Genomic DNA, 22,733 nt, shown 5'->3' with positions numbered 1-22,733 from the left:
CTTACTATGATCGCAACGTTACAACTTTTTTCTAGACATAGTTCGCAAAAACTTATACTAACCATCATCCCTGTGCGTTATTGTGCTGATTTTTAAAGAAAACTCTAGTCCGAATAGACATACCTATAGAGCCTTGAATAAGCTACTTTTGACAGGGAAATCTGTGAGGGTTATGGCTTGTCTTCTCCCCTTATTCATCTGGTGGGGGTGCAAGGCAGTACAAAACCAATTTGTACAACCACAAGCAATATTAGTTTTAGGCGGTTCTACTCGCTTACTAGAAAGAGAAAAGTTTACAGCCAAATTAGCTCGTCAGTATCCCAATATACCTATTTGGATTTCTGGAGGCAGTCCGCCGCAGCATACTAAAAAAATATTTGCTAATGCTGGAGTTGATCCCCAACGTTTAAATTTAGACTATGAAGCTGTAGACACAGTTACTAATTTTACTACTACAGTGGATGAATTGCAATCTCGTGGCATCAAAAGTGTTTATTTAATTACATCTGACTTTCATATGCGTCGTGCTTGCATCGTTGGTGAAATTGTTTTAGGTAGTCGAGGCATGAATTTTAAACCCCTATCAGTTCCTTCAGAAAATTCACCAGAACCGATTGAAAAATCTCTTCGGGATGGTGCTAGGGCCGTTATTTGGGTAGCCACAGGTTATACAGGTGCTAATTATGCCAATAAAAATAAACCCTAGAACATCAGAACCGAATTAAAAATCAAAAATTTTCAATTGTTCCCAATTCCCAATATCACCACAATTTGATACCCTAGCTTAAACAGTTTTGAGAAAAGTTAAAGCGTGGAAATTCAACTTGGGCGGGGAAAAGTGGCGCGTCGAGCCTATGGAATTGACGAAATTGCTTTAGTCCCTGGTAACAGAACTCTCGATCCGAGTTTAGCTGATACCAAGTGGCAAATCGGCAATATTGAGCGAGAAATCCCCATTATTGCCAGTGCAATGGATGGTGTGGTTGATGTACAAATGGCTGTTCGCTTGTCCCAGTTGGGGGCATTGGGCGTAATTAATTTAGAGGGTGTCCAAACTCGCTATGCCGACCCCGAACCGATTTTAGATCGGATTGCCTCCGTCGGCAAAGATGAATTTGTCAGCCTGATGCAAGAACTATATGCTGAACCAATAAAGCCGGAATTAATTGAAAAACGTATTCAGGAAATTAAACAACAAGGCGGTATTGCGGCAGTTAGCGCAACTCCAGCAGGTGCAAGCAAATATGGCGAAGTCGTAACTAAAGCTGGAGCAGATCTATTTTTTATCCAAGCTACAGTAGTCTCTACTGATCATATATCTCCAGAAGCTATTACTCCCCTTGATTTAGCGGAGTTTTGCAGTTCTATGCCCATCCCTGTGGCTTTGGGAAATTGCGTTACATATCAAGTCACCTTAGAGTTGATGAAAGCTGGTGCAGCAGCGGTATTGGTAGGTATTGGACCCGGTGCTGCTTGTACTTCTCGTGGAGTGTTGGGCGTGGGCGTACCTCAAGCCACTGCGATCGCCGATTGTACAGCCGCTAGAGACGATTATTATCGGGAAACCGGTAAATATATCCCCATCATCGCTGACGGTGGTTTAATCACCGGAGGAGACATCTGTAAATGTATTGCCTGCGGTGCTGACGCTGTTATGATTGGTTCTCCATTTGCCAGAGCCGCCCAAGCCCCTGGGCGTGGTTATCACTGGGGTATGGCAACTCCTAGCCCAGTCTTACCTCGCGGGACTCGCATTCGCGTGGGTACAACTGGAACTCTAGAACAAATACTCAGAGGACCAGCCGGTTTGGATGACGGTACTCATAATCTTTTAGGAGCTTTAAAGACCAGTATGGGAACTTTAGGCGCGAAAAACATCAAAGAAATGCAGCAGGTTGAAGTTGTCATTGCTCCTTCTTTGCTCACCGAAGGTAAGGTTTACCAAAAAGCCCAACAGTTAGGTATGGGTAAATAAGGGACTGGGGACTGGGGACTGGGGACTGGGGACTGGGGATTGGGGACTGGGGACTGGGGACTGGGGACTGGGGATTGGGGACTGGGGATTGGGGACTGGGGATTGGGGATTGGGCAGCGTTAAGGGTTTTCTGCTGACAACTGACCATTGACAACTGACAACTGACAACTAACCATTGACAACTGACAATTGACAACAACTTTGAGAATGACTGGAAAAATCACATATCTAGCCTACAATAGAGATGGCGGAGACAAAAGTTTCCGTTCACTCCTCACACCACACTCCGCCCGGACTAATGTTCGGGCGGTTCCTTATGGTGAGGATTAGTTTTCTAGTTTCCTAGCAAATGTATATCATTAGGACTTAAGAGTATGTTTTTGCTATGGTAGAATTTTCACCAACCTCAGAAATATCATAGATAAAGGTTTTTAGGTATGTCAGCAGCCACAGAAGTTACGGATTCGACTTTTACAGCAGAAGTCCTTGAGAGCGAAGTACCCGTATTAGTTGATTTTTGGGCCCCCTGGTGTGGTCCGTGCCGGATGGTCGCTCCTGTTGTTGAAGAAATCGCTGTTCAGTATGGAGATCAATTAAAAGTTGTTAAAGTTAATACGGATGTAAATCCGAATATTGCTAGTAAGTATGGTATTCGCAGTATTCCCACCTTAATGATTTTCAAAGATGGAGAAAAAGTAGATATGGTTGTTGGTGCTGTACCTAAAACCACTTTATCTACTACTTTGGAAAAGTATCTTTAAGCTGAATAAACAATAAACTTCGATTGAGTTATTCATTTACAAGATCAATTACAGAACGAAAATGGTGCTTCCCCTATCTTTTTTTAATCCCAGAAAAAGCCTAGTGTCAGTACCAATTTCAGACATCTTTGTTCTAATTGTTAGTCAACTAAAAATTAGTTACTGAGAAGCCTATATTGTAATAATTACCATCAATATGGGAAATATCATGTAAAATAACGTCAGTTACTAGTACAGGAAGGCGAAAGTCAAAAAGCAAATGATATTAAGTCTTTTCGAGATTTTTAATTATTGTTAGTTGATTGACGCTTTACTGTATTAGGAACTTTCGTTAAAATATAATGCCATTATTGCGGCAGTAAGTATGACTTCTGAAGCGTCCTTTTCTTCATTAGATTCTCTCCAAGCAGATATTGCTGAACTCATAGACCGTTTACCGACACTAAAACATAGGCAATTTATTCAGCAATCACTCACTACAATTTTGCGTCTTGCTGATAGTGATATTGAACGTCTTGATTGGAAAATATTATCTGCCGCTTTAGCAGATATGGAGTGTGGTTTCCAGTTATTTTATAACTACCGCCATGTTCGGAAAATTACTATTTTTGGTTCTGCCCGTCTAGCACCAGATACACCAGCATATCAAATGGCAGTTGCATTTAGTCGCGCTGTTTCTGCACTAGGATTTATGATTATGACAGGTGGTGGTGGTGGGATTATGCAAGCTGGTCAAGAAGGTGCTGGTAGGGAAAATTCTTTTGGTTTAAATATTCAGTTACCTTTTGAGCAACAAGCTAACCCAGTTATTGAAGGTGATGCTAAACTAATTAATTTTAAATACTTTTTCACTCGCAAGTTATTTCTTCTGAAAGAAAGTGATGCTGTGGCTTTGTTTCCTGGTGGTTTTGGCACTCAAGATGAGGCTTTTGAATGTATGACATTGAGCCAAACAGGTAAATTTGGTCCAGTTCCTTTGGTGTTAATTGATCAACCAGGAGGCGATTATTGGCGTTCTTGGAGTCAATATATTGATGAGAAATTGGTAAAAACAGGGCTTGTTAGTGCAGATGATCCGAGTTTGTACACTGTTACAGATAATCTTGAAGTTGCTTGTAATGCCATTACTGGATTTTACCGAATTTATCACTCTAGTCGTTATGTTGGTGATCAGTTGGTGATCCGGTTAAAAGAAGATTTATCCGATGCTCAAGTGGAATTACTTAATACTCATTTTTGTGATATTTTGCTGACAGGTAAAATTGTTAAAAGCCAAGCATTACCGCAGGAGGAACAAGATGAAACATCTAGTTTACCCCGGTTAGTTTTAAATTTTAATCAACGAGATTTAGGGCGTTTATATCAAATGATTGGAGTAATTAATCAGGTGGGTGTTCCCACTCCAGAGGAATTGGCACATCCAGAAAGGAAGTAAGTAGGTTGGCGTTGAAAATTGTCGTTATGGCAAGGCAAAAGGCAAGAGGCAAGAGTGAAGAGGGTTTGGGCGATTTTACGTTTCTTTACACAGTTTGGTTTTATTGTGTTCACCTACTTAACCTATCCAATTTATTAATTAGGAATGTGAATTAAATAAACTGCAAAAGCCAAAAAGTAGGGTGTGTTAGCGACAGCGTAACGCACCATTCCACAGACTTGCACTATGGGAAATATTATGTAGGGCTTGCTGATAGCGTAGCGTGGTGTTAACCATATAAACATAAAACTGTTACAAGTCAATGATTTGATGGGGATAGAAGGTGAATTAGGTGCAAGGAATAAGCGTTGAAATTGTTCATTTACCAAACTGACAAGTCAGCACTGACGCTATCACTTTCCCAGATTTAATCTTTTTTATAATCGTCTTTAGCCAGGGGAGTCAGTGTCAACAATACTGATAAATATAATCAGGCTCGTATATTAGTATAAGTTGCTAGGAAAAGAGGGAATTAAAAGTTAAAAATAGTTTCAGAATACAGCACTTCCCGATGTTATCAGGTACAAGAACCCCACCCCCCACCCCCTCCAGTATCAAAAGCTTATCCTTTTCTTCCCTCCGCTGCGGGGGGATTGAGGGGGGTGCGATGAGGGGGCTAAGATGTACCTCATAAGAGCGAAAACCGCTGTATCAATACCTTGTCCAAATTGGAAAAAGCCTTGATTTGTAGGTTGGATATCAGCTTAAGAGGATGTTTGAAAAGTCGTATCCCGTAATTTTTATCACATTGTTACCCCCCTTAGTCCCCCCTTATAAAGGGGGGAAACAAGAAAAATCCAGTTCCCTCCCCTTACTAAGGGGAGGGTTAGGGTGGGGTAAAAAATATTTGATACATCAACCATAACTTTTCAAACACCCTCTAAGGGACTTCCAAGAAATAAATTATCCTGATTAACGAACCACAGAGGCGCAGAGGACACAGAGGAATAAGGGTTTGAGAGATTTTTGCGTTAGGTGGTTGAGTATTTTTTTATTTGGAAGTCCCTAAAAAATATGAAACCCAACAAATGCGCTGGGTTGCGCTGTCGCTTAACCCAAACTACAGAAAATAGACAAGGTATTGAATATAGTTTACGCTTACGAAATTAAAGAAAACTCTTACCAATTAACGAATAAAGGAATTTGAATATGCTGGAATTATTAGGATCAGGTTTGTTTTCTATCTGGCTAGAAGTGGCTAAGGCGCAGATTCAACCGTTAGAAGCTTTGAGTGTGTTGGCTTGGCAAGGTGGTTCTAATTTGATTCTTGTCCCTGATCCAAGCCCAGCAGGCGCTATTACGGTTCACGAATATCTTAATGGGTTAATTACGTCAAAATTAATTGACCAAAATCTCATGTCCTCTCAGGGGATTTGGTTACAGTCGGGACCAATGCTGATGGCTAATCATCAAGGTACTATACCTTTACCCGCTGCTTCTTTAACTAAGGTTGCTACTTCATTGGTGGCTTTGAAAGCTTGGGGACCGAATCACCAATTTGAGACTTTAGTTAGTAGCACTGGACCTTTAGTAAATGGGGTGGTGCAGGGTGATTTAGTGATTACTGGTAGTGGTGATCCTATGTTTGTGGGGGAGGAAGCGATCGCCCTGGGAAATACTCTGAATAAAATGGGTATTAAGCAAGTTAAGGGCAATTTGGTAATTACTGGGGCTTTTGCGATGAATTTCCAACGTCATCCCTTACTCGCCGGTCAATTACTCAAACAAGCGCTAAATCATCAAACTTGGTCTCGTTCTGTGGTTTTCCAACACTCAGTTATGCCCAAGGGAACACCCAAACCCCAAGTGATTATTGCTGGTAATATTCAAGCAGATCCTCAACCGAGAGTTGGCCAGACTTTACTAATCCGTCATTTTTCCTTGCCTTTGCAAAAAATCATTAAGGAAATGAATGTTTTTAGTAATAACGATATTGCGGAAATGTTAGCCAATTCTGTGGGAGGTGCGGATGTAGTTAGCACCACAGCATCCCAACTGGCTAGATTCCCAAAGTCAGAAATTCTCTTGATTAATGGTTCTGGTTTAGGGAAGGAAAATCGAATTTCTCCCAGGGGGGTTTGTGCTATGTTTATGGCATTACAACGGGAAGCTAGTTTTTATCAGTTAAATTTAGCTGATTTATTTCCTACCTCTGGACTAGATCATAGAGGCACGATCCATTCTCGACATATGCCCAAAGCAACGGTAATCAAAACTGGTACTCTCAATGATGTTAGTGCTTTAGCTGGAGTTGTCCCCACACGCGATCGCGGTTTGGTCTGGTTTACAATCATTAACCGTGGTGGCAATGTATCAGCTTTTCGGGTTCAACAAGATAAACTTCTCCAGACTTTAGAAAAAGAATTAGAAGTATCTACTGACATTCCCGATACTGTCACACCTCGATTAGATAATTCTTTACCAAATCTTGGTGCAGATAATCGCAATAAAGTTTTATACAACCAATCATAGGGGGGAAGGAGTCAGAAGAATGAAGAATGAAGAATGAAGAATGAAGAATGAAGAATGAAGAATGAAGAATGAAATTTCTCCCCTACTCCCCCTACTCCCCCTACTCCCCCCACTCCCCCTACTCCCCCCACTCCCCCCACTCCCCCTACTCCCCCCACTCCCCCAACTCCCCCAACTCCCCTACCCCCTACCTACCTTCCTGGGGGATAATTTCTGTGACTACTCTGCTTTTGGACGAATTACCACCTTTAACAACAATATTTTCTGTTTCTAAATTACCGACGGCTGTTTCCCCTTGAAAAGTTAATTTTGGTTCAATTTGACGATAAATTATATTTCCTTGAGCTTCTAACAATTTTTTATCTAAATACCAAGTCAGTTGATTTGATTTTAAAGACTGACTACGTTTTCCAACCGCATTAACATTACCAGTGAGATACACCGTGTTTTCTGGTATTTTCATTTTTCCCTGATTAGCGGTGACAGTGACATTCTCAGCAGCTTGAAATATGCGAATAGGAGAATTTGTGGTAATATTTTCTTTGTTAATATTCCAGGTTATAGAGTTACTAGTAATTTGCATTGGTGGATCTATTAACTCTAATTTTGCCTGTGGTTTGAGAGTCGCAATTTGAGTTTTTAAATTAATTTCTGCGGCGTTACCCTGACCACGTGCAGTAATTTTGTTATCTTTATATCTTTCTATTTGAATTGGGCGATCGCTAAATAATTTCTCCTCCTTAATATGCCATATTAAATGCTCAGTCTGCATTTGCAACTGTGGATCTGTGGATTTAGCAACTACTCCTTGTGAAAATTCTACCCGTTGTTCACGAGTTTTAATCTTTGCCTCTTGAGCTACAGCCTGTAATTGTTTATGACTACCATTTAACTGATTGCGAACAATTAATAAATCTTCTTGAGGCCGCCATTCTAGCTCATTACCCTTGAAAACAATCCCATTACGGGTATCAGTAGCGACAATTTTACCTTGAAGAAATAGTTGCTTACCATCTTGCTTAATGTCAGCTTTTTCTGCTTTAATTTGGTAGACAACTTTTCCATCTTGGTAAAGTTCCCCTTCAGGATTTTCCGCCTGACCTACTTGTTTATCTGTAGTGTACTTTGCCTCTTTAGCTTTAACTTTCCAAATTGGTCTACCTACCTCATCAAATTGTTCAAAAACAATCCTAAAAAAAGTTACCTTAGTATCATCATCTTTTGGAGATGAAGGATCAGTTTTTGATTGGGTAGGTAATAGATTACCGCAACTCGATAAGCATAAGCCTAAACATAATATCAAAGGCAGGTAAAACCAATTAGTTAGTGATGTTAACCCCAAAAATGAACAGAAGTGGGGAGAATGATTTTTAATTCCCCTCTGATGTTTTCCATTCTCCCTCGCTTGTGAATCTTGCATTATTCTGGAACTTCTAGATGTCTATTACTATCTCTAGGATCGTCTAAAAAGCCCATACTAGACAATGGCCGATATGGATAACTTTGGCGGGGAGTTTTTTGGATATCTTCTTTGATGGCTTCTAAATCAATATAGCGATCGCTCACATTAATTAAACTATCACTAGTCATAGAACGCAAACTCACCACCTCTACCCTCACCCCACGATAGCTGACAGAATTGACAGCATAAGCCAAATCGCCGTCACCGCTGACTAAAACTGCGGTATCATAGGAATCGCACAATGCCATCATATCAACAGCTATTTCCACATCTAAGTTAGCTTTTTTAGAGCCATCTGGTAATTGCACCAAATCCTTAGCAATCACCCGATAACCGTTACGACGCATCCACAACAAAAAGCCTTGTTGTTTCTCATTTGTCCGATCCACTCCTGTATAGAAAAAAGCCCGTAATAGCCTTGATCCGCCAGTCAATCGGCACAATAACTTAGTGTAATCAATTTCGATTCCTAGTTGTAGTGCCGCATAAAATAAGTTTGAGCCATCAATAAAGATAGCCACCCGACCCCGATTTTCCAAAACCTGTTCTGGGGTAAATATTGAGTCGTTTTCAAAATTGTTCAACATTGTTGTCATACCTTGTGTTGTTATCCCTGTTATGATAGAAATTTCTAACTATCTACTTGTTAGAGTTGCTTATGATAAGAATTCAGGAGTTCAGAAGGCAAGAGGCAAGAGGCAAGAGGCAAGAGTAAAGATCAATATTGTTCTTTATTCCCTGTTCCCTGTTCCCTGTTCCCTGTTCCCTGTTCCCTGTTCCCCGAATTCTTTGGTTTTTTAAGAAATTCGCAGTTCCCAAAATTAATCTTTTATTTTGATGTTTCTATCCGTTTAAAAACTGGTTTTGGTGTTCCCAATATTTGTTTATCGGATAATATTCCCCATGTTGAGTGGGTACAAAAAGGAGCTAAAATTGCACTTTCTTTTTGTTCATTAAAATTTATTCCCCAGCCTAATTGCTGATAAATATCACTGCTGATATTAGGAATAATTGGGGAGAGAAGATAAGCTGCTAGTCTTACAGATTCCAGCACCGCATATAGCACCACTTCCACTTCCCCCTGCTTACCTTGTTTATATAATGACCAAGGAGCTTGATCATCAATAAACTTATTACTGGCTTGTACCAGAGATAAAACATAGTGACAGGCTTCATTGAAAGCTAATGCTGTGTATGCTTGTTTCACCTTTTCTCCTAACTGCAAACCCATTGTTTTCAAAGGATTGTCAATGGGAATAGCTGATTGGCTAATGGACGGTACTTGACTAGCACAGTATTTCTTCACCATGTTTAAAGTCCGATTTAACAAATTACCTAAATCATTCGCCAAATCTGCATTCAAAACATTAATGAACCTTATTTCATTAAAATCGCCATCTTTACCAAATTCGATTTCCTTAAGGAAGTAATAACGAACGGCATCACTACCATAATTTTCCACTAAAGTAATAGGATCAAGGGTATTACCTAAAGTCTTCCCCATTTTTTGACCATCTTTAGTTAAAAAACCATGTCCAAATACCCTGTCTGGTAAAGGTAAACCTGCTGACATCAACATTGCTGGCCAGTACACAGCATGAAAGCGTAAAATATCTTTACCAATCAGGTGCAGGTTAATCGGCCACCATGTTTGTAAAGCATTAGCTAAAGTTGGTTCTGCATCTGGTTCTAACAATGCCGTAACATAACCCAGCAAAGCATCAAACCACACATATAATGTATGTTGAGAATTCACAGGTACAGGAAAACCCCAATCCAGATTTACCCGGGAAATTGAAAAGTCCTGTAAACCTTGAGCGACAAAATTGAAAACTTCATTCCGTCTGCTGACAGGTTGGATAAAATCTGGGTGGGACTGGTAAAACTCCTCTAACTGGGTTTGATATTTAGACAAGCGAAAAAAATAGTTCTGCTCGTCTCGCCACTCTACTTGTTTGTTAGTATGGGTGGGACAGTGTTTGTCTGCAAGTAAATCCCGTTCTTCCTTGAATTCTTCACAGGAAACGCAGTACCAACCTTTTTGTTCTCCTTGGTAAATGTCGCCATTTTCCCAAACTCGCTGAAAAAACTCTTTCACTATCGCTTGGTGACGGGGTGCTGTAGTCCGACTAAAGCGATCATATTGAATGTCGAGTAAATCCCACAAGTTAAGAAAACTAGGAACGATTTCATCACAAAAATCTTGTGGTGGTTTTCCTAAATTTGCTGCTGAACGCTGAATTTTTTGCCCGTGTTCATCTGTACCTGTAATTAGTAGCACTTGATGTCCCTGTAAGCGATTAAATCTGGCTACTACATCCGCTGCTATAGTTGTATAAGCACTGCCAATATGCGGAACATCGTTGACATAGTATAGTGGTGTGGTCAGTGCAAAAGTCTTTTCTGTTTTATTCACAAGATTCATGGAATATAAAAGCAAATTATTAATCAGTTTTCTCTATTAATAATCTAGATGATTTAGACAAAACTACGTAATTATATAACATTGCTACTTTTTTTTCAAACTCCTGGCGATGGATAACAAGTTTATGGACTGAAGAATTGTTTAATTACTTCTATAAATCCACCTGATTTTTAACTAAATCAGAGAAAGTATTTACTAATAATCATGGTAAAACCTGTTTCTGTCCTTAGTAGTTACAGAGAATACACTAACTGAAAATCTAGCGATATAACTAATTGTGTGGATATGATTTTGCATATTAGATGTTCCCAGTAATAATTGACTAAACTGTTAGTTGTAATTTTGAGTAATGTACTAGGTTGTTGTTCTAGAAATTCCTAATTTAGCGAGCCTTGTTTGGGAATTTTTAATTCATTAATCATTGAACTAACTATTAAAAATTTACTCGCAGCATTTAGCTAATGTCTAGCGGCTGAATGCTGACTCACATACTTATATATCATGAATACAAATTGCTATAAATTCTGTAATTATGGTTTCAGAGTGGATGATTTTTTATCTGGAAAGGTTGATTTTAGACAGATGAGAAAAGATAAAAATTTCATCACAATCCCTATCTGGATACAGAAGAGGGTAAAGTTAAAGATAGAGTAGACGAATAAAAATAAGTAAAATGCCAGCAGTTGATCCTAAACCTTGTTTTTTAACGCCAAATCCAGTAGAATCAGATTCTCCTTTATTTATCTATTTACCAGGTATGGATGGGACTGGTGAGTTATTGCAATCTCAAATCCCAGAATTAGCCTCTGGTTTAGATATTCGTTGCTTGTCCATACCCAAAAACTGTCTGGCCACTTGGGATGTTTTAGCGAAGAATGTTTTGGACTTGGTTCACGCTGAGTTAGAAAAAAGCTGTCAACGGACAATATATCTATGTGGTGAATCTTTTGGTGGTTGTTTAGCAATACAAGTAGCTATCCAGTCGCCGCAGTTATTTAAGCGTATTATCTTAATTAATCCTGCTTCGGCTTTGCAGCAGCAATCTTGGTTTAATTGGATATCTCAGGCTACTCAATTTGTACCATCATTCCTATTTGATATTGGTGCATTGGGTTTGTTGCCGTTTTTAGCATCATTAGAACGGATTTCTCCAAGCGATCGCCATACACTACTTACAGCTATGCGTTCCCTACCATCAGAAACTGTAAATTGGCGCTTATCCTTACTGCGAGATTTCCAGGTTGATAGCAAAGAGCTACAACAGCTAACACAACCAATTTTACTCATTGGCAGTGGTAGCGATCGCTTATTACCCTCTGTAAGTGAAATTACTCGATTGGCAGGTATTTTACCAAATACCCAAACATTTATCCTACCATATAGCGGTCATGCCTGTTTATTAGAGAAGGATGTGAATCTCTATCAAATTCTCAAAGATAATGATTTTTTAGAAGTTAATATTAATATACCAAAAATTACTAAATCAACGGACAGTCCTGTTTTCACCACCTGAGTTCGGAGTTCGGAGTTTCTCCTTCGGAGACGCTACGCGAACGGAGTTATGATTTCTTCAACGAGATCATAAGGAACGCAAATTTAATAACCTGCAATTCTGATGTAACCTGGAATGGTGCGTTACGCTGTCGCTAACACACCCTACTTTTGCACCTTATTTAATTCACATTCCTAAGGGTTTGAGACTCATACTTGGGGCAGTTTTCCACAAATTATCTTATGTCGAACTCAGGTTTTCACCAAGTCCGTGTGAAGCCCGGTTGTATTAGTATATGGGGTATAGGGGCAATTTATCTAGCTTGCGTCCGAAAGGGTCTTGCCCCTACAATGTGCAATTCTCCAGAGAGATTATTAGCAACCTGAAATACCAATATATTATCAGGAGATTATCGGTGAGTTTTCACACTTCCCGCTGTATTCTGTAACATCCGTTTACTCTTCGGGGATGAATACTCAATATCTCTAGAGGTTTGCATCGCCTCTTTAACAAGAGTTGCTAATTCTTCTAACTGATTAATTGCTTCTGCACCCTCTAACTTCATTAACTCTCTATCATCACGCATTTCTGTCCAAGTAATCCCATAATCGGATACTAAAAAGCGAATTAAGTGATTATCGCCTAAGCTTACCATAAAAGATGCACTGTTCATTTGGTCGCCGCAAGTATAACAAGAAGCCGGATAACCATACCTCTCTAGTACAACTGCTAGAGCTTGCAAATTCATTACTAAATCTTGAACAAATTGTCTATGCTCGTTTGCTAGTCTTAAAAACACTTGTCCCTCCAGACACCACAGTCATTTGAGTTTATTTTATATTTTCTTTAGATTTTCTCATGAATCGGTGTTGTAAAATAGATTTTACAATTTTTAGTGTTGCATGAGTGCGTTAATTAGTTAACTTGTCTAGGTTAGTAGATAACGATTCTTGAATAAGTATCAGGCTATTCAATTCATCAGGTAGTTATAGCAGGCTCAATTACTAAAATTTACATTTTGGCTTTATTGCTCTGTCGGAACTGTACCTAATAAAATTTAGACCTTATTAGCCTAGCTTAAATTCCTTCGTAGTCAAGTTCTTTAAAGCCATACCTGGCACTATTACAGGTCATATAGAACCATATTAAGATGATTTATTCAGTCTAACGCTTATTTTCGTTCTTTGTGTTTTTACCTCCAGTTCAAATAAACCTCGAATGATATAGCATAGATTGAGATTAACGCAAGTGTTGAATATACTTAATTAATGTATCGTTTTTAATATATATTTTTAATACCCTCCATAACACTGATTAGGATTAGAGGATTTACAGGATTGTAATTTGATGGTTAGGAATATGAATTAAATAAAGTGCAAAAGTAGGGTGTGTTAGCGACAGCGTAACGCACCATTTCAGGTTAAGTCAGAATTGCAGGTTATTAAATTTGCGTTCCTTAATGACTCAGTTTATAATATTTTGTCAGAATCAGGATAACCAGGATTATAGGATTAACAGGATGATTATTTGATAATTACTAGACGTGAATGATGTATTGATTATTACAATAATTTGATAAAAATGAACCTTTCTTCATACTAATCATCAACAACCAACCAATAATTAAGAGACTTCCAAATAAAAAAATGTCCCAAAACTGATGCAGAAATTCTCTCTCTGTGTACTCTGTGCCTCTGTGGTTCGTTTCTTAGGATAATTTATTTCTTGGAAGTCTCTAAACAATCACATCCTGTACATCCTCAAATCCTGGACATCCTGATTCAGACAAATGTAAATTTTTGACTTCCCTAAGAGTGTCCTGATTCTGACAATAATATGCTATTTTTAATCAGTTTTGCTTTTGCTAATTCTGAACAACTAGAAAATCATGATAGTGGTTTTTTTCGTAATCTTAGAAAAGATGGTTTAGTAATATGAATCCTGAACAACAAAGATTGTTAGAAAAAGCTGAGAGGAGATTACAAGCAGCAGAACTTAATAAAAGTCATACCTTCCTCCATTATCAATTAACAAAAGGATTCTCAATCTTTAGTCCAGTAATTCCTTTAAAATCACCGATATTTCTTGTTACTAAAAATGCGTCTTGATTTACTGCTGTAGCGGCGATAATTGCATCAGGAAGTTTAATTTTATATTGTCGTTTGATTTGGATTGTCTGATTTTCAATTTCTCGTAACAATTGAACTGTGTTAAACTGGGATAGTAAATCTTCAATAGACTGTTCCTCCTCTTTTGATAAGCCGACAAAACTCAGTAATTCAATGCGGATAATCGGTGAAACTAGAATTTCGTGCAAATTCAAAAACTCTTCTGTAAACCATGAATTAACTGTTATATCATCGGCTAGAAAGTAAATAAAAATATTGGTATCATAAAGATATTTTATTCTTCCCATTCCTGACGCAGAGTATCTAAATGAGCTAACATTGCTGCTTTTTTATGCTTTAAAATTCCTTTGGCTTGAATAATTTTTTCATAGTTTTTTTTCCAATGTGATAGCATTGATTCTGGTACATCTACTGTAATTGAATCTTCATCTTGAGATACAAGATAATGTCTTGGTATTTTGATTAATGGCATAGTTTTATGCTCCTGTTTCTCTCAATTCAGATTGTAACATAATGTCAGATATTATAAAATTGTCAGAATCAGGATACCCAGAATTATAGGATTTTCAGGATGGTTATTGTCTACATCAAATATAGCATCAATTAATAATTAACTTGATCAATATCGGTGTGAATAAAATCATTACCTTTGAATAATAAAGGTTGATTTGTAGATTTTGCTAAAGCATAAGAAAAGCAATCTCCCATATTCAGTTTTGCGGGATGACGGCCTTTACCAAATCTTAAAAATGCTGCACTTGCTAATTGTGCCTGTTCTATAGTAAAATGTACAACAGTTATAGACAATGCTGCAATTAATAAATTCAAATTTTCTACACCTTGCTGACCATGTTTAGTACCTAAAACAATGGATGCTTCTACATAACCTGGAGAAGAAAGTAAACAATCTGCACTTTCGTTAATAAGTTCAATAAATATCAATTCTTCAGGTTCAGCATAAATAATTGCCATAATAGCAGAAGTATCAATAACCATTATTCTGGGATTCCAAACTCGTTATAACCAATAATTTCATCAGGAGTTCTGCTATCAAGAACTGGTAAATTTCTAATCTGATGACAAATACTCCGAACAAGATTAATATCAATTTTGTTCTCTTTGCGATTTGGTAAGGAAATAGAATGAGCTTGATATAAAAGTTTTCCTGTTATTTCCATCCCGGCAAAATTTGGGGGAAGTTTTAGATATAAACAACCATTTTCATCTACACGAGCATCAAAATTAATTTGTTGCATTGTCTTTTCTGATCAATTTAATTACGGAATTTCTGATTTTACCTCTATTCCGATTGTAACATATTGTCTGATAGCGAAGCGTGGCGTTAGCCATATCAGGATACCCAGGATTATAGGATTTTCAGGATGATTATTTGATGATTACTAGACGTGAATCATGTATTGATTATTAAAGTAATTTCATGAAAATTAACCTTTCTCCATACTAATCATCAACACCTAACCAATAATTAAACAATCACATCCTGTACATCCTTAAATCCTGGACATCTTGATTCTGACAACATTAAATCTATCTAAAAACTTAGTAAAATTACCCAAATATGGTCTTAGCTATTAATACTTTGAGGATGAATAATCGTAATTTCTGGAACAGCTATAAAATCTTTGGGGTTTAAAGTTAAAATATGGCTGATATTATGAGCAAGCATCACTGCTAATATGTGTATATCATGAGTTCGTTTACCAGAAATATTATATGTTGTTACTAAGTTCAACCAAATAGAAAATACATCTGGTGTTTCTTCTAGTAAATCAAATTGATTTATTAGCATTTGTACTGCTTGAGTTGTTTGTTCTACAGTCCATCCTAAGCCATTAACATTAACAGGACGAGTAGCAACAACCCAAAATTCAATAATTACTTGAGAGGTAATAAAACATTGATGATTATTAGATATTAAATATTTAATTGTTTTATCAACTAGATGAAAATCAGGAGATGTGATATCTCTTGAACGTAACAGAATATTGGTATCTAATAAGTAATTACTCATGTTCCTCTATCATCATAAATGTTTTCTCGACGCAGTGCTTCATCAGGAAGATTAACAGAACTTTGAGGAGCTTTTTCTATCCACTCTTGCCAAAGTTTTAATCTTTCTTCTGGTGTTAAAGGCTTGTTACTTTGTACGTTGAAATCCTGATAACTCAGCCTTTCTTGGAAAAGTTGTTTTTCTTCAGGAGTTAATTTTAAAACAATTTCTACAAGGGAGTCAACAAGTTGTACATTCATAATTATTTATGTCATTTACTAGGTTATAGGCAATATTGTACTGTATTTTAATTATAATCTGTCAACTGTCAGAATCAGGATATTCAGGACTATAGGATTTACAGGATTGTTATTTGATGGTTAATGGCTGTTGTTTATGTATTTATTCTTCCATCTGACTTTATGAATATTTATTTAAAATTTTGTCTGAATCAGGATAACCAGGATTAGAGGATTCACAGGATGATTATTTGATGATTACTAGACGTGAATGATGTATTGATTATTAAAGTAATTTCATAAAAATTAACCTTTTGTCTGAATCAGGATATCCAGGATTATAGGATTTACGGGATGATTATTTGATGATTACTAAACGTGAATGATGTATTGATTATTAAAGTAATTTCATAAAAATTAACCTTTTGTCTGAATCAGGATAACCAGGATTATAGGATTTACAGGATGATTATTTGATGATTACTAGACGTGAATGATGTATTGATTATTAAAGTAATTTCATAAAAATAAACCTTTCTCCATACTAATCATCAACAACCAACCAATAATTAAACAAGAACATCCTGTACATCCTTAAATCCTGGACATCCTGATTCTGACAACCACAACATTCACCACACAACAAAAAATCATCCAATCAGATCCTGTACATCCTTAAATCCTGGACATCCTGATTCTGACAATATTAAATTTATCTAAAAACCTAGCAAAATTACCCAAATATGGTATATTTAATAGAGGATATATCAAACAAAAATTGATTCAGCACAATGTACTACTGATTGAGATAAAATAGAATAAGTTAAATGAATTTATGGAATGGAATATAATATTTGATCCAGATTTTAGAATTTGGTTTTATCAACAAGAACAGGGATTTCAAAATGAAGTATTTGCTGTATTAGGTATTTTAGCAGAATTTAGACCCGGTTTAGGAAGACCAAGAGTTGATACTTTAGAAGGTTCTGATTTCAGCAATATGAAAGAACTGCGTATTCAACATCAAGGATAACCTTGGCGGATTTTATTTGCATTTGATCCTAAAAGACAAGCGATTTTATTAGTTGGAGGTAATAAAGCTGGTAATAAAAAATGGTATAAAGAAAATATTCCCATAGCAGATAAACGATATAGAGGATATTTGGAGACAATCAAGGAAGAAAAATCATGAAAAAATATACAACTTTATCTGAAGAATTAAATCAACTTTCTCAAGAAAGAAAAGAAATTATTGCTGTAAGAACTTCTGAAATAAGGTTAGAAGAAATTACGCTTCAACAATTAGGTAAAAAGTTGGGTTTATCACAATCAGAATTAGCTGCTAGTTTCGAGTTATCGCAAAGCGAAATATCTGATTTAGAAAGTGGACAAAGTTTAGAATTAAATACATTGCGTCATGTTGTTAATGCTTTAGGAGGAACTATGGAAATTATTATCAAACTTCCTAATAAAGAACCTATTATGATGAATTTATCAGAATCAGGATACCCAGGATGAAAGGATTTTCAGGATGGTTATTTGATGGTTAATGGCTGTTATTTATGTATTTATTTTTACATCTCTCTTCATAAATATTTACTTTCTCCATACTAATCATCAACAACCAACCAATAATCAAACAATCACATCCTGTAAACTTTAAATACTTGACATTGTGATTTTTATACACATTAGTATGTCATGCTGGATATGGAAACTTTGCAACCGTTAAAATTGTATATTCTAATGGTATTGAAGTTGATTATTTTGTTGTTTTTACAGTATTTCGGGAAAGTAAAAAGCTGAGGTTGCACGTAGAAAGCGCCTACCCTAAATATGATGGTATAGGTAAAATCAAAAAAGTTCGCTTTTTTGTGATAGCTAAAACCTTATTAAATAATAAAAAATTACCCAGCCCTTAAATAACAAAGACTCTTTGAGGAGTCTTCGCCAAAAATCAATTTTTGGTATTCAGAACGTCTTTACCGGAATTCCTCGACCATGCAGGTAACGGGATATCATGTTTAGACTATCTTTCAACGCCTAAATCATGTCTGCTGCATCCTATATTTTTATATTAGGCTATATTTTCAACTTCGTCAAGTTTCTATTTGTCTGAATCAGGACACCCTTCGGGAAGTCAAAAGTCAAAAGTCAAAATTTTACATTTATCTGAATCAGGATAACCAGGATTATAGGATTTACAGGATTGTTATTCGATGGTTAATGACTCAGTTTATAATATTTTGTCTGAATCAGGATAACCAGGATTATAGGATTTACAGGATTGTTATTTGATGATTACTAGACGTGAATGATGTATTGATTATTACGGTAATTTCATAAAAATTAACCTTTCTCCATACTAATCATCAACAACCAACCAATAATCAAACAATCACATCCTGTACATCCTTAAATCCTAGACATTATCTCGACTTACTTCGACAAGCTCAGTACAAGTCGCTCGATAACCACCTGATTCTGACAAATGTAAAATTTTGACTTTTGACTTTTGACTTTTGACTTCCCGAAGGGTGTCCTGATTCTGACAAATGTAAAATTTTGACTTTTGACTTTTGACTTTTGACTTCCCGAAGGGTGTCCTGATTCAGACAATAATATGCTATTTTTAATATAGGATACATTAAACTAACTATTAACTCAGAGTAATTGTTGATTAAAAATTATGCTAAATCAACCTATTTCCACTGTTTTAACCCAAGTACAGCAAAACTTAAAACAACTTTATGGAGAACAGTTAGAAAAACTAATTTTATATGGTTCACAAGCTAGAGGAACAGCACAACCAGATTCAGATATTGATATTTTAATTGTGTTAAAAGATGTTTTTAACTATTCTCAAGAAAGTGAAAAAATTAGTCAATTAATCGCTGATTTGTGCCTAGAATATAATGTTTTAATTAGTTGTGCTTTTGCTAATTCTGAACAATTAGAACATCATGATAGTGGTTTTTTTCGTAATATTAGAAAAGATGGTTTAGTAATATGAATCTTTGTCTGAATCAGGATAACCAGGATTAGAGGATTTACAGGATGATTATTTGATGACTACTAGACGTGAATGATGTATTAATTATTACAGTAATTTCATAAAAATTAACCTTTTTCCATACTAATCATCAACACATAACCAATAATTAAACAATCACATCCTGTACATCCTTAAATCCTGGACATCCTGATTCAGACAACCACAACATTCACCACACAACAAAAAATCATCCAATCACATCCTGTACATCCTTAAATCCTGGACATCCTGATATGGCTAACGCCACGCTACGCTATCAGACAATAATATGCTATTTTATATACAGCATACATGAAACCAACCATTAACCAATCATGAATAATCCACAACAACCGCGAGAATACGATGCTGTGCTTGGTGGTAATAGTCCATCACTAGAAGGTGCTGCCGTTTTAGGTGGTATTGAAGGGGTAAAATTACGGTTGAAAAATCCAGATTCAAAGGTGAGAATTGCTGCACTTGAGCAAGCTGTGAATTATGGAGAACAGGGTTTAGATTTAGTAATTGCAGGTTTAAAAGATAAATCTTGGGATATTCAAAATCTGGCTTATTTAATATTAAATTCTAGATCAGAAACAAGAATTAAGCAAATATTACAAAAACCTCATAAAGAAGGTTTAAAACTAGAAAAAATTGAGGTAGTAACAGTCAATAAATTTGGAGAAATTATTCAACGTCAGCAACGTATAGCCAGATATTTTATAGAAGATTTGGGTGATGGTGTGACATTGGAAATGGCTGCAATTCCTGGTGGTAGTTTTATGATGGGTTCACCAGAAAATGAATTAGAAAGAAGTTATTCTGAAAGTCCCCAACACCAAGTTACTGTTCCTAGTTTTTTTATGGCAAAATATCCGGTAACAATGGCACAATATCAAGCTATTATAGGAGGAATTCGGCATCCTAGTTTCAAAAGTAATAATCGCTCTGTTGAAACATTGAATTGGAATAATACAGTGGCATTCTGTGAAAAGTTAAGTCGAAGGACAGGAAAAAACTATAGATTACCAAGTGAAGCCGAATGGGAATATGCTTGTAGAGCGGGAACTACCACACCATTTCACTTTGGAGAGACGATTACAACGGATTTAGCTAACTATAATGGTAACTTCACTTATGGTAATGGGGTTAAAGGAATTTACAGAAATGCAAAAACAAAATTAGGTAGCTTTGGAGTAGCTAACAATTTTGGGTTATATGATATGCACGGCAATGTATGGGAATGGTGTCAAGATAATTGGCATAGGAACTATGAAGGTGCGCCTACAGATGGGAGCGCATGGCTAGATAATGCACCAAATAGTGGTAAATCGGTGCGCGGTGGCTTCTGGCGCGACCGTCCTCATTATTGCCGTTCTGCTTATCGCGGCTGGGAGTCCGGCACCAACTTCAGCCGTGTCAGTTTTCGGGTTGTATGTAGTGGTGCGGCGAGGACTTAGTAGCACTATGCACTTTTGCTCTCTTGCTCTTTTCTTGTCTTATCTCTCTCGCATAGCGAGAAAATTTTTATTGTCTGAATCAGGATATCCAGGATTAAAGGATTGACAGGATTGTAATTTGATGATTGATAGATGAGATTCATATATTTATTCTTCCATCTCACTTCATAGATACTCACTTTTCTCTATACCAATTATCAACAACTAACGAATAATCAAACAATCACATCCTATTTTCAATACAGCATACATGAAACGAGAAAATTTTTTGTCTGAATCAGGATATCCACCGATTATAGGATTTACAGGATTGTAATTTGATGATTGATAGATGAGATTCATATGTTTATTCTTCCATCTCACTTCATAGATATTCACTTTTCTCTATACCAATCATCAACAACTAACGAATAATCAAACAATCACATCCTATTTTCAATACAGCATACATGAAACGAGAAAATTTTTTGTCTGAATCAGGATAACCAGGATTATAGGATTTACAGGATTGTAATTTGATGATTGATAGATGAGATTCATATATTTATTCTTCCATCTCACTTTATAGGAAAAAGATTGGGGTGATGTCCTCTCTTTAGGAGAACAACAGCGTGTTGCCTTTGCTAGACTCTTAATCTATAAACCCAAGTATGTCATCCTAGATGAAGCCACCAGTGCTTTAGATATCAAAAATGAAGAAAACCTCTATCAGCATTTGTTAGGTACACAGACAACCTTTATCAGTGTTGGCCATCGTCCTACCCTTTTTAAATATCACCATCTCATCTTAGAACTATTAGATGCTAACCAGTGGCAAGTCAAAGAAATAGGATAGTGAGCATTTAGCAAAAGTAGAGTGTGGAAGCAAACAGATAAGCCATTTCTAACTCAAGTTGACACCAATGAATATTATTATATCCCTACAAATGTTGGGTTTTCTATTGTCAACCCAACCTACAAGATCGGCGATCGCACTAATGTTGACACTTGTAGGCATTTGTGTAACAATTATATTCGTGTTACTTAATGATGTCGTCATAGATATGACATACATCACTTTAACACTAATAATTAATCAAAACCATGAATACCACAATAGGAGAGAAAACATGACTTTGAAAATGAGGACTACATTTTTTGCAACTTTAACTGCTGTGGCTTTGACCTCAAATATTATCACTCCATATCAACCTTGGGTGCAAGCTCAGACTGTGAAACCTGTGCCTAGTCCAGTACCAACGTACAATCCTTCCCCATCAGTAACACCAAATCCCGTTGAAGTTACTATTCCTGACGGAACCGAGATTATCCTTTCCACACTTGATGAGCTTTCTAGCAAAACAGCAAGAACAGGAGATTTAGTTAACTTGCGGGTTGATGAAGATGTAATTGTAGAAGGTAAAGCAGTAATAACAGCAGGAACGCGAGCTCGTGCTGAAATTGCTGAAGCACAAAAATCAGGATTATTTGGTCGAAAAGGAAAACTTTCTCTCAAAATTTTGTCAACCTCAGCAGTAGACGGCACGAAGATATCATTGCTGGCAGGGCGAAATAGCGAAGGTGGTGGAAACGTAGGAGTCAGTATCGCTGTATTCGCCCTTGTCAGTCCACTTGGTTTTTTTATTAAAGGTCATAATGCAGTCATTCCTGTTGGTACAAAGATCCGAGCAATTATAGATGGCAAAACAAAAATTTCGATATCTCAATGATACTCCCAGCCAAGAAATAGCAGTGCGGGGCGAAGCCCTATTTCTTGGTTTTATATGCCTATTTTTTAGTGGGAAGGGAGTAGGTGTCAA

23 protein-coding genes and 1 pseudogene are annotated in these 22,733 nt (G+C 36.7%); 13 read left to right on the top strand and 11 right to left on the bottom strand.

Going from position 1 to position 22,733, the window contains the following annotated elements; translation table 11 throughout:
• Nucleotides 1-172 precede the first annotated feature (172 nt).
• The 4 genes from FJR37_RS13105 to FJR37_RS13090 all read left to right on the top strand — a co-directional run bounded on the left by FJR37_RS13105 (nt 173) and on the right by FJR37_RS13090 (nt 4,171).
• On the top strand, nt 173-706 hold the full coding sequence (locus FJR37_RS13105; RefSeq protein WP_039205153.1) for a YdcF family protein: 534 nt from the start codon (nt 173-175) through the stop codon (nt 704-706).
• 105 nt (nt 707-811) lie between these two features.
• A complete protein-coding gene (locus FJR37_RS13100) occupies nt 812-1,975 on the top strand; it encodes a GuaB3 family IMP dehydrogenase-related protein (protein WP_039205152.1) in 1,164 nt (387 codons plus the stop codon).
• A gap of 437 nt (nt 1,976-2,412) precedes the next feature.
• Nucleotides 2,413-2,736 carry a thioredoxin gene (gene trxA / locus FJR37_RS13095; RefSeq protein WP_168466219.1) on the top strand — a complete coding sequence of 108 codons (324 nt, stop codon included), beginning with the start codon at nt 2,413-2,415 and terminating at the stop codon, nt 2,734-2,736.
• Nucleotides 2,737-3,100: 364 nt separating this feature from the next.
• Nucleotides 3,101-4,171, top strand: coding sequence for an LOG family protein (locus FJR37_RS13090; RefSeq protein WP_168466218.1), 1,071 nt, complete (start codon nt 3,101-3,103; stop codon nt 4,169-4,171).
• 134 nt (nt 4,172-4,305) lie between these two features.
• On the opposite strand, the gene FJR37_RS13085 is transcribed toward FJR37_RS13090, so the two are convergent.
• The gene (locus FJR37_RS13085; RefSeq protein WP_168466217.1) at nt 4,306-4,455 is read right to left on the bottom strand and encodes a hypothetical protein; all 150 of its coding nucleotides are present in this window, start codon (nt 4,453-4,455) and stop codon (nt 4,306-4,308) included.
• Between the two features lie 904 nt (nt 4,456-5,359).
• On the opposite strand from FJR37_RS13085, the gene FJR37_RS13080 reads away from it, so the two are divergent.
• Nucleotides 5,360-6,682, top strand: a complete 1,323-nt coding sequence (locus tag FJR37_RS13080) for a D-alanyl-D-alanine carboxypeptidase (RefSeq protein WP_039205147.1) — start codon at nt 5,360-5,362, stop codon at nt 6,680-6,682.
• Nucleotides 6,683-6,869: 187 nt separating this feature from the next.
• Here the strand turns inward: FJR37_RS13080 and lptC are convergent, their stop codons facing one another.
• The 3 genes from lptC to metG form a co-directional block, all read right to left on the bottom strand.
• Nucleotides 6,870-8,102, bottom strand: coding sequence for an LPS export ABC transporter periplasmic protein LptC (gene lptC / locus FJR37_RS13075; protein ID WP_081981377.1), 1,233 nt, complete (start codon nt 8,100-8,102; stop codon nt 6,870-6,872).
• Nucleotides 8,102-8,731, bottom strand: coding sequence for an NYN domain-containing protein (locus FJR37_RS13070; protein ID WP_027403313.1), 630 nt, complete (start codon nt 8,729-8,731; stop codon nt 8,102-8,104). The genes lptC and FJR37_RS13070 overlap by 1 nt, the downstream gene beginning before the upstream one ends.
• 242 nt (nt 8,732-8,973) lie before the next feature.
• Nucleotides 8,974-10,569: a methionine--tRNA ligase gene (gene metG, locus FJR37_RS13065; protein WP_168466216.1), complete on the bottom strand. Its 1,596-nt coding sequence runs from the start codon at nt 10,567-10,569 to the stop codon at nt 8,974-8,976.
• A 673-nt stretch (nt 10,570-11,242) separates the two neighbouring features.
• Here metG and FJR37_RS13060 point away from each other — a divergent pair.
• Nucleotides 11,243-12,082 (top strand): alpha/beta fold hydrolase, encoded by an 840-nt coding sequence (locus FJR37_RS13060; protein ID WP_168466215.1) that lies wholly within the window; start codon nt 11,243-11,245, stop codon nt 12,080-12,082.
• A gap of 388 nt (nt 12,083-12,470) precedes the next feature.
• On the opposite strand, the gene FJR37_RS13055 is transcribed toward FJR37_RS13060, so the two are convergent.
• The 7 genes from FJR37_RS13055 to FJR37_RS13025 all read right to left on the bottom strand — a co-directional run bounded on the left by FJR37_RS13055 (nt 12,471) and on the right by FJR37_RS13025 (nt 16,461).
• Complete coding sequence (locus tag FJR37_RS13055; RefSeq protein WP_039200949.1) at nt 12,471-12,860, bottom strand: DUF1815 family protein; 390 nt, start codon at nt 12,858-12,860, stop codon at nt 12,471-12,473.
• A 1,224-nt stretch (nt 12,861-14,084) separates the two neighbouring features.
• Entirely contained in the window at nt 14,085-14,477 is a 393-nt protein-coding gene (locus tag FJR37_RS13050) for a type II toxin-antitoxin system VapC family toxin (RefSeq protein ID WP_217355269.1), read from the bottom strand.
• Complete coding sequence (locus FJR37_RS13045; RefSeq protein ID WP_027403308.1) at nt 14,465-14,662, bottom strand: hypothetical protein; 198 nt, start codon at nt 14,660-14,662, stop codon at nt 14,465-14,467. Before FJR37_RS13045 ends, FJR37_RS13050 begins: the two co-directional genes overlap by 13 nt.
• A gap of 131 nt (nt 14,663-14,793) precedes the next feature.
• Nucleotides 14,794-15,186, bottom strand: a complete 393-nt coding sequence (locus tag FJR37_RS13040) for a type II toxin-antitoxin system VapC family toxin (RefSeq protein WP_168466214.1) — start codon at nt 15,184-15,186, stop codon at nt 14,794-14,796.
• The gene (locus tag FJR37_RS13035; protein WP_039200947.1) at nt 15,186-15,446 is read right to left on the bottom strand and encodes a hypothetical protein; all 261 of its coding nucleotides are present in this window, start codon (nt 15,444-15,446) and stop codon (nt 15,186-15,188) included. Before FJR37_RS13035 ends, FJR37_RS13040 begins: the two co-directional genes overlap by 1 nt.
• Nucleotides 15,447-15,775: 329 nt before the next feature.
• Entirely contained in the window at nt 15,776-16,222 is a 447-nt protein-coding gene (locus FJR37_RS13030; RefSeq protein ID WP_168466213.1) for a type II toxin-antitoxin system VapC family toxin, read from the bottom strand.
• Nucleotides 16,219-16,461, bottom strand: a complete 243-nt coding sequence (locus FJR37_RS13025; RefSeq protein WP_168466212.1) for a hypothetical protein — start codon at nt 16,459-16,461, stop codon at nt 16,219-16,221. The genes FJR37_RS13030 and FJR37_RS13025 overlap by 4 nt, the downstream gene beginning before the upstream one ends.
• 814 nt (nt 16,462-17,275) lie before the next feature.
• Between FJR37_RS13025 and FJR37_RS27745 the strand changes: the two genes are divergently transcribed.
• The 7 genes and pseudogenes from FJR37_RS27745 (at nt 17,276) to FJR37_RS12995 (ending at nt 22,643) form a co-directional block, all read left to right on the top strand.
• Complete coding sequence (locus FJR37_RS27745) at nt 17,276-17,473, top strand: hypothetical protein (protein ID WP_371416123.1); 198 nt, start codon at nt 17,276-17,278, stop codon at nt 17,471-17,473.
• Between the two features lie 9 nt (nt 17,474-17,482).
• Entirely contained in the window at nt 17,483-17,632 is a 150-nt protein-coding gene (locus FJR37_RS27740) for a type II toxin-antitoxin system RelE/ParE family toxin (protein ID WP_371416124.1), read from the top strand.
• Nucleotides 17,629-17,958 carry a helix-turn-helix domain-containing protein gene (locus FJR37_RS13015; protein ID WP_168466211.1) on the top strand — a complete coding sequence of 110 codons (330 nt, stop codon included), beginning with the start codon at nt 17,629-17,631 and terminating at the stop codon, nt 17,956-17,958. Before FJR37_RS27740 ends, FJR37_RS13015 begins: the two co-directional genes overlap by 4 nt.
• A gap of 1,171 nt (nt 17,959-19,129) precedes the next feature.
• Entirely contained in the window at nt 19,130-19,453 is a 324-nt protein-coding gene (locus tag FJR37_RS13010) for a nucleotidyltransferase domain-containing protein (protein ID WP_168466210.1), read from the top strand.
• A 356-nt stretch (nt 19,454-19,809) separates the two neighbouring features.
• On the top strand, nt 19,810-20,934 hold the full coding sequence (locus tag FJR37_RS13005; RefSeq protein ID WP_168466209.1) for an SUMF1/EgtB/PvdO family nonheme iron enzyme: 1,125 nt from the start codon (nt 19,810-19,812) through the stop codon (nt 20,932-20,934).
• Between the two features lie 568 nt (nt 20,935-21,502).
• A pseudogene (locus FJR37_RS13000) lies at nt 21,503-21,769 on the top strand (ATP-binding cassette domain-containing protein); the annotation flags it as partial.
• A gap of 67 nt (nt 21,770-21,836) precedes the next feature.
• On the top strand, nt 21,837-22,643 hold the full coding sequence (locus FJR37_RS12995) for a hypothetical protein (protein ID WP_168466208.1): 807 nt from the start codon (nt 21,837-21,839) through the stop codon (nt 22,641-22,643).
• Nucleotides 22,644-22,733: the final 90 nt, after the last annotated feature.

Source organism: Aphanizomenon sp. UHCC 0183, assembly GCF_009712065.1.
Taxonomy (GTDB): domain Bacteria; phylum Cyanobacteriota; class Cyanobacteriia; order Cyanobacteriales; family Nostocaceae; genus Dolichospermum; species Dolichospermum heterosporum.
The sequence above is the reverse complement of the archived record's forward strand: the minus strand, read 5'-3'. Positions and strand labels throughout refer to the sequence as shown.